Origin of the sequence: Allobosea sp. Root381 (assembly GCF_001429395.1) — a bacterium.
Classification (GTDB): Bacteria; Pseudomonadota; Alphaproteobacteria; order Rhizobiales; family Beijerinckiaceae; genus Allobosea.
Map to the genome: position 1 here is coordinate 1 of NZ_LMJT01000038.1, position 6,597 is coordinate 6,597.

Consider the following 6,597-nt stretch of genomic DNA (forward strand, 5'->3'; position numbering starts at 1 on the left):
CTGCACAAACCCAACCCACTTCACGGGCCATCTCAACCGTGGCCGCCAAGCCCACCATGCATTAGATTAAAACTGGGCCACCTGATGGGGGCAGGCCAACTGACGCAAAGGCCGAAGGCTAAGGTGTACCAGGAACCGTCCTTAGTTCCCCGGTATTTGGTGGTAGCTGTCATCGTCGCCATGCTGCGATCTCACTCTTCCAAAGAGTGTCACGTAGAGACGGCCGGCGATGTAGCCTTTCGTCGAGCAAGGCTATCGCCTTCGTGGCCTCGCCACTGCGCATCAAAGCGACCAACAGTGTGTCCTCGACGAGCTCGCGCTGTGCACCGCTGCCGCCGATCCGCGCAACCTCGCCCGCCATAGGTTCGAGGACACGAACACAATCGGCATAATTGCCATCAGCGAATGCCAATGCAGCTCGGCAGATCGCCGGAACGACAGGCCCGGCCGCCATCGCGCCGTCCTCAATCAGTTTTGTCAGGGCGCCGACGCGTTCCGAGGCCGCGAGCTTGTCACCCGTAGCGGCGGCCAACAGGCCGATATGGGCGTCGATGAAGGCGAAGCCGGGCTTGGCAAACTTCGTCTCGGCATAGCTGCGCGCGGTCTGCCACAGGCTGGCCGGAACCTTATGGCCGTAAATATGGAGTCGCCAGAGCAGCGAGACGGTGTCCGTCAGGATATTGATCGGCGCGCCCTGCGATACCGACGGCTGGACATGCGTCTGGTAGACAGCCAGAGCCCCCGCCGGATCGCCACGCTCCAGCGCCGAGAGCGCCTGATGCCATGCTAGATGCCCGTGCAGGACGCCAGAGCGGTCATAGGTCGGCAGCCAGCGCGAGATAAGCCGCTCCGCCTCGGCTCCGGCTCCGTCCTCGAACATCGCATGAGACAACGCGTGGGCACCGTTCGCGTTGGCCGGTCGCAGGTCGAAAGCACGCTGCGCCATGTCGCGGCCGAGCCGGACCGTGCCGTTCTCGACATGCGACCATCCGCGATACGTCAGGAACCACCAGTCATCCGCTTCGAAGTGGTGCGCGTGCATCCGCTTGAGCCCCACAGGATGCGCCCATCATCGTACGACGACTGTGACGTCCTATTCGCGGAAAGATCGGCGGGTATGTGAGCGAGGTCCGTTTTCAGGGGAACACCGTATGTCCGAAATTGGCGCACCTCGCCCCACTTGGATGGGACGATTCAGCGCGAAGCGCACCTCAAGCGGGCGCGGGCGATGGTGGTTCGTGTATATTCGGCGGCAGCGCGGTGAGGATGCCGATCGCCGGCAGGAATGAGCAGACCAGGAAGACGAAATACATACCCTGCCATTCGGCGAGCGCTCCCAGCAAGGCGGCGCCGATGTTTGCGCCTGCGGAACAGAGAGTTGACCACTGGTCGAGCCAACTGAGGGGACCGAGATTGCGACCAAGGTTCCGCGAAGCGTCAGAAGCTGGATTGTTCCCACAGGACCGCGTAGGCTGACGCCGGGGATAGCGGTGACTGAGCCGTGGCAACGGCACAGGAATTCCAATGCAAGCTCCAACAGGGACCAGGATACTCGTCCTCGAAGACGAGGCGATTATCGCCCTGGATCTCGAAGGCATTCTCTCGGACGCCGGCTTCGAGATCGCGGCGAACATCCCGACATGCGCGGCCGCGTTGGAATGGCTTGAGGCCAACAACGCCGATGGGGCGATCCTCGACCTGACCCTGTTGGACGGCCCTTGCGACGAGGTCGCCCGGCGCCTGGTCGCAGCCAACATCCCGTTCCTGGTCTTCTCAGGAAGCTCGCCTGAAAGCGGAGTGGTGGACCCGGCCCTCCTGATGGGCAGCTGGCTGGGCAAGCCGGCACCGTCCCGGCGCATCGTCGCCGCTGTCTTGGCGCTAATGAGCGTGCAGGTCTAGCTCACTCCCGAGGACCCAGGCCGCCCAAGCTGTTGGCGACGTCGTCGGCGGCCGCGTCGGCCTCCTGGTCCTCGCGCCGGATATCGTCCGCCGTCTTCGCATTGAAGCTCAGCCCGGCCCGGTAGATCTCCGTGCCGCCCTCGTCCTCGACCTTGACGCCAAAGTCGGCATGCTTGCCGTCCGGCAGCTTCTCGCGGGCCATCTCCGCCAGTGCGACTTGGGCGTCGTCGGTCGCCGCCTTGGTGCTGGGAAAGTGGATGGGCTCCTCAGAGTGCTCGCCATCCGAATTGTCGGTCGTGACCGTGAATTTGGGCATCTGTCCGCTGCTCCAGCCGCCATGGCCGGATGTGGAACGGTGGAGCGCGACTACTGTTCCTCCCGAGTCCTCAGAGCGGCATGCGGAAGGTGAAGCATGTCTCTTCGGGCGTGGATGTCACCTCCAGCGTTCCGCCATGCGCCTTGGCGATCTCCGCGCAGATGTAAAGACCCAGGCCAAGGCCTTGCTGGCTGGGTTTCGACGATGCGCGCACGAACGGCTTGAAGAGCTCGCCGATCACGGCAGGTAGGATAGCCTCGCCGCCGTTCGAGACACTGAGTTTGAAGACCTGCGACTCCTCATGGGCTCGTACGATGACCGGCATGTCGACCGCACCATGCGTCAGCGCGTTGCCGACGAGGTTCGAAAGCATCTGGGCGATGCGGGCGTTGTCGCAATCGACCTTCCCGCCGATGTGGATCTCGCTGACGATCTCCCGGTCGGGATGCGCGGTCCGCAGTTCCGTGACCACAAGGGCGAGGGTCTGCTCCAGATCCCCGTAGACCTGGCGCTCAAGCGCGAGCCCGCCACCGAGCCGCCCGCGCGCGAAATCGAGCACGTCGTCGATCAAGTCCGACATCCGGCCGACGCTCGCCCGCATCATCGCCGTGAGGCTGCGGATCTTGGGGAGGTCCTCGGTCCGGTCCTGCAGGCGCAGTCCTGCCTCGACGGATGCCAGGGGATTCCTCAGGTCGTGCCCGAGCACGGCGATGAACTGCTCGCGGGTCTCGCCCGTCTGGACCTCGGTCGCGAGGCTCGCCCTGCTGGCCGCCAGTTCCTGATGGGCGTCGAGGTGGAAGGCGATCAGTTCCGCGAAGAGCTTGAAGGTACCCAGAATCGCCGGCGTGTTCAGCTTGTGCGGCTTCGGGTCGATCGCGCAGAGGGTTCCGAAGAAGCGGCCGTCCTTCAGGATGATCGGCAGCGAGATGTAGCTTTGCAAGCCATACATCGCGGGCGTCGGATGCGAGCAATAGGTCGGGTCCTCGGCCACGTTGTCGATGACGACGACCGAGCGGTGGTCCCGGATCTCGTTGCAGATGGTGGTCTCGACCTTGAGCTCACCGCCGGGGGGCAACCCGAATGCGATCTCGTCGCGGACGCCGCAGGCGACCCAGCGGTCCTCGGTCACGCGCGCTATGGCGGCGAAGCCCATGCCGGTCGTCCGGCAGACGACGTCCAGGATGGTGGGGACGGAATCGATGTTCGCGATGACATCAAGGTCTTCTTGGAAGTCGTGCAAAAGTTTGGGCTCAAGCTGGGAGGGACCGTCGTAGCACGCGAGCCAGGCATCGGCTAACTTGCGCGCGATCAGGTCGACCAGCTGGCGATCAACGAATGCGCCGCGACCAGGTCGCCGGGCTTGGGGATCGAGGGTGGCGGGGAGGTCAGACCCTCGCCAAGGTAATGGATCGCGGCCATGAAGGCGTTCCGCGAGAACGGCTTGGCGATGACGCCGTGGCCGCCAGCGAAGTCCGGCGGGACCTTGGCCGGGTTCGCGGTCACGAAGATGATGATCGCGTCGGACCAGCGCTTCCGGATCAGCGCGCAGACGTCCAGGCCGTTGGTGCCCCTGGCGAGATGCATGTCGACGAAGGCCAGGTCTGGATCGATGGCCGCATCCAGCGACTCGACTTCGTAGAGGGACGTCGCCTCGGCGACGACGACATGCCCGCTGTCCTCGACCATAGATTCGACATCCATCGCGAGGAGAGCCTCATCCTCAACGATCAGGACCTTCAGGGGCTTCGACCTTGCCATTCAGTGGACGCTCTTCATTGTCAGCGTGACGCGCGTGCCCGGTTCCAACCGGTCCCACGTCACCTTGGCCCCCGCCTGCTTCGACAGCCGGGAGATCAGGGTGCGACCCAAGCCGTCGCTCTTCTTGTCGAGATCAATGCCATGCCCGTCGTCCTCGACGGTCAGGACGTAGTCGGCGCCGTTGCCTCGCGCGGACAACTTGATCGTTCCGCTGCGGCCATCGTTCAGGCCATGTTTGATGACGTTGGTAAGCATCTCGTTAAGGATGAGACCGAGCGAGGCCGCATAGTCGGATTGGACCTCAATCGGCTCGATGTCCACGACCAGCTTGATGTCGCCACGTCCGCTGGCGCCGATGACGCCGGATGCCATGCTTTCGGCGAAGCCCGCGATGTCGAACTTAGTGACGTCGTCGGACTGGTACAGCCGGCGATGCACCGTCGCCAGGGCGTCGATCCGCTCCATCATGGCGTCCAGCTTCGCGGTGATGACCGGGTCGTCGATCTGGCGCGACTGAAGACGCAACAGGGCGCCGATCATCGTCAGGTTGTTCTTCACCCGATGATCGACCTCGTGCAGCAGGAGCGTCTTCGCATTCAGCGCCGCCTCAAGATCCACCGTGCGCCGCCTGACCTTGGCCTCACTTTCGGCCAGTGCGGCCTGCGCCTTCGCCAGACGCTGCTCGATGACGACGCGTCCGGTCGTCTCGGGCGTGATGTTCAGCACCGCCGCGATGCTGCTGTCCTCGTCGCGCAGCGGGGACAGCGCATAGTCGAAATAGGCGGTCTCTATTCCGCCGCCGTCGAGACGAGCCATGGCGAACGGGGCGTCCGCGAAATGGACCGGTTCGCCTCGCTCCCGCACGCCCTCGAATTGGGGCTTCAGCTCGTCCCAGATCTCGGCCCAGACGATGGAGCCGGGCTGGCCAAGCGCCGCCGGATGCTAGGCGACCAAGATGCGACGATAGGCGTCGTTGTAGATAAGGGCGAACTCCGGACCGGACCATAGGCAGATGGGGAAGGGGGAATCGAACATTGACCGCACCATCGTCCGGATGGCGGGCGACCAGCCTGTAGTCAGTCCTAGGGGGCTCTTCGACCAATCCAGGTCCCGAGCGTGGGAGCGAACCTCGCCGGGTCCCGCGAATAGCTGGCCGGCGTCTGCCCGGGCATCGCTGTTAGAAATCGCGCTCTCGTCTGCCACCTAAACCGGCCCTCGAACTCACCCGGAAAAAATCGATGCTCAGCGCGTTCCGGGGGGTCCGCAAGAACCTGGCTGCACGGCGTTCTCGACTTCGATCGGCAGTAACTCGCGGGGCGCCACGTTGTTTCCGCGAAAGGCGGCCAATTTTTTTGTGTTCTCTGTCGGTATTTTGTGTTGGCGCTCAGCCCCATTTGCAGCAGCGTCAAGAACGAACTTCTGCAGATACGAAACGTCTCGCCATCCCGCGTACTGTCGTCCTGCTCAGGAGGCATTATCTAATAACGATCGCGAGCACGTGGCCTTAATTCAGCTGATAGAAGGCGGCGCGCTCCCCTGACGGTGACAATCGACGACCCATTGATTGGCATAAACTAGTGCGATTGCCATCTTGAAACGAACGTCCGGTTTGTGGAGCGCAGTCAACTTCTGCTTCTGGCGGATACCGTTGAAAAAGTCGCTGTTGCTGGGGGCATGAAGTCCTGATTCAGTTGTCCTTGGTCGGAGGGCGGCGCGATGATGGGCGAACGGCGGGTGGCNGATACCGTTGAAAAAGTCGCTGTTGCTGGGGGCATGAAGTCCTGATTCAGTTGTCCTTGGTCGGAGGGCGGCGCGATGATGGGCGAACGGCGGGTGGCGCAAGARGCTCTGTTCTACGAGTTCAGCCTGGAGCGCCACGTGCCGGCCGGTCACTGGGTGCGCGCCATCGATCGCTTCGTCGATCTCTCGGATGTCCGCGCGCATCTGCGACCGTTCTACAGCGAGATGGGGCGGCCCTCGATCGATCCGGAGCTGATGATCCKGATGCTGCTCATCGGCTATTGCTTCGGCATCCGCTCGGAGCGGCGCCTTTGCGAGGAAGTGCATCTCAAYCTGGCCTATCGCTGGTTCTGCCGGCTCGGGCTCGAAGGCGACGTCCCGGATCACTCGACCTTCTCGAAGAACCGGCATGGCCGCTTCCGTGACAGTGATCTCCTGCGCGAACTGTTCGAGAYGACGGTTCGGTGCTGCGTCGCGGAAGGGCTCGTCGGTGGCGAAGGCTTTGCGGTCGATGCCAGCCTGATCAAGGCCGACGCCAACAAGCAACGCTCGGCCGAAGCGTCCGAGCCGGTCGATTGGGACGATCTCGCCCGGACACGGCGCTCGGTGCGCGAGTATCTCGACACGCTCGACGAGGCCGCCTGGGGCGCAGCCAGCGAGGCCAAGCCGAAGTTCGTCTCCCGCTCTGATCCGGCGGCGCAATGGACCGGAGCCCTGAAGGGCCATGCCTTCTTCGCTTACGCCACCAACTATCTGATCGACCTCGATCACGCCGTCATCGTCGATGTCGAGGCCAGCCGTGCCATCCGGCAGGCCGAGGTCGGCTCGGCCCGAACCATGCTTGACCGGACGCAGGAGCGCTTCGGCCTCTGGCCGGCCCGGCT

At 63.7% G+C, this 6,597-nt stretch carries 7 protein-coding genes; 2 read left to right on the forward strand and 5 right to left on the reverse strand.

Going from position 1 to position 6,597, the window contains the following annotated elements; genetic code table 11:
• Nucleotides 1–169: 169 nt before the first annotated feature.
• Nucleotides 170–1,042 carry a hypothetical protein gene (locus ASE63_RS21280; RefSeq protein ID WP_244491520.1) on the reverse strand — a complete coding sequence of 291 codons (873 nt, stop codon included), beginning with the start codon at nt 1,040–1,042 and terminating at the stop codon, nt 170–172.
• Between the two features lie 482 nt (nt 1,043–1,524).
• Between ASE63_RS21280 and ASE63_RS21285 the strand changes: the two genes are divergently transcribed.
• Nucleotides 1,525–1,899, forward strand: a complete 375-nt coding sequence (locus tag ASE63_RS21285; RefSeq protein ID WP_056806300.1) for a response regulator — start codon at nt 1,525–1,527, stop codon at nt 1,897–1,899.
• Nucleotide 1,900: 1 nt separating this feature from the next.
• Here the strand turns inward: ASE63_RS21285 and ASE63_RS21290 are convergent, their stop codons facing one another.
• The 4 genes from ASE63_RS21290 to ASE63_RS21305 form a co-directional block, all read right to left on the reverse strand.
• Nucleotides 1,901–2,215 carry a hypothetical protein gene (locus tag ASE63_RS21290; RefSeq protein WP_056806303.1) on the reverse strand — a complete coding sequence of 105 codons (315 nt, stop codon included), beginning with the start codon at nt 2,213–2,215 and terminating at the stop codon, nt 1,901–1,903.
• A 70-nt stretch (nt 2,216–2,285) separates the two neighbouring features.
• The gene (locus ASE63_RS21295) at nt 2,286–3,455 is read right to left on the reverse strand and encodes a GAF domain-containing sensor histidine kinase (protein ID WP_056806306.1); all 1,170 of its coding nucleotides are present in this window, start codon (nt 3,453–3,455) and stop codon (nt 2,286–2,288) included.
• A 68-nt stretch (nt 3,456–3,523) separates the two neighbouring features.
• Complete coding sequence (locus tag ASE63_RS21300; protein ID WP_056806311.1) at nt 3,524–3,973, reverse strand: response regulator; 450 nt, start codon at nt 3,971–3,973, stop codon at nt 3,524–3,526.
• Nucleotides 3,974–4,789: a sensor histidine kinase gene (locus tag ASE63_RS21305; protein ID WP_056806314.1), complete on the reverse strand. Its 816-nt coding sequence runs from the start codon at nt 4,787–4,789 to the stop codon at nt 3,974–3,976.
• A gap of 999 nt (nt 4,790–5,788) precedes the next feature.
• Here ASE63_RS21305 and ASE63_RS21315 point away from each other — a divergent pair.
• Nucleotides 5,789–6,597, forward strand: an 809-nt coding sequence (locus ASE63_RS21315; RefSeq protein ID WP_162261815.1) for a transposase, incomplete at its 3' end; no start/stop codon positions are given.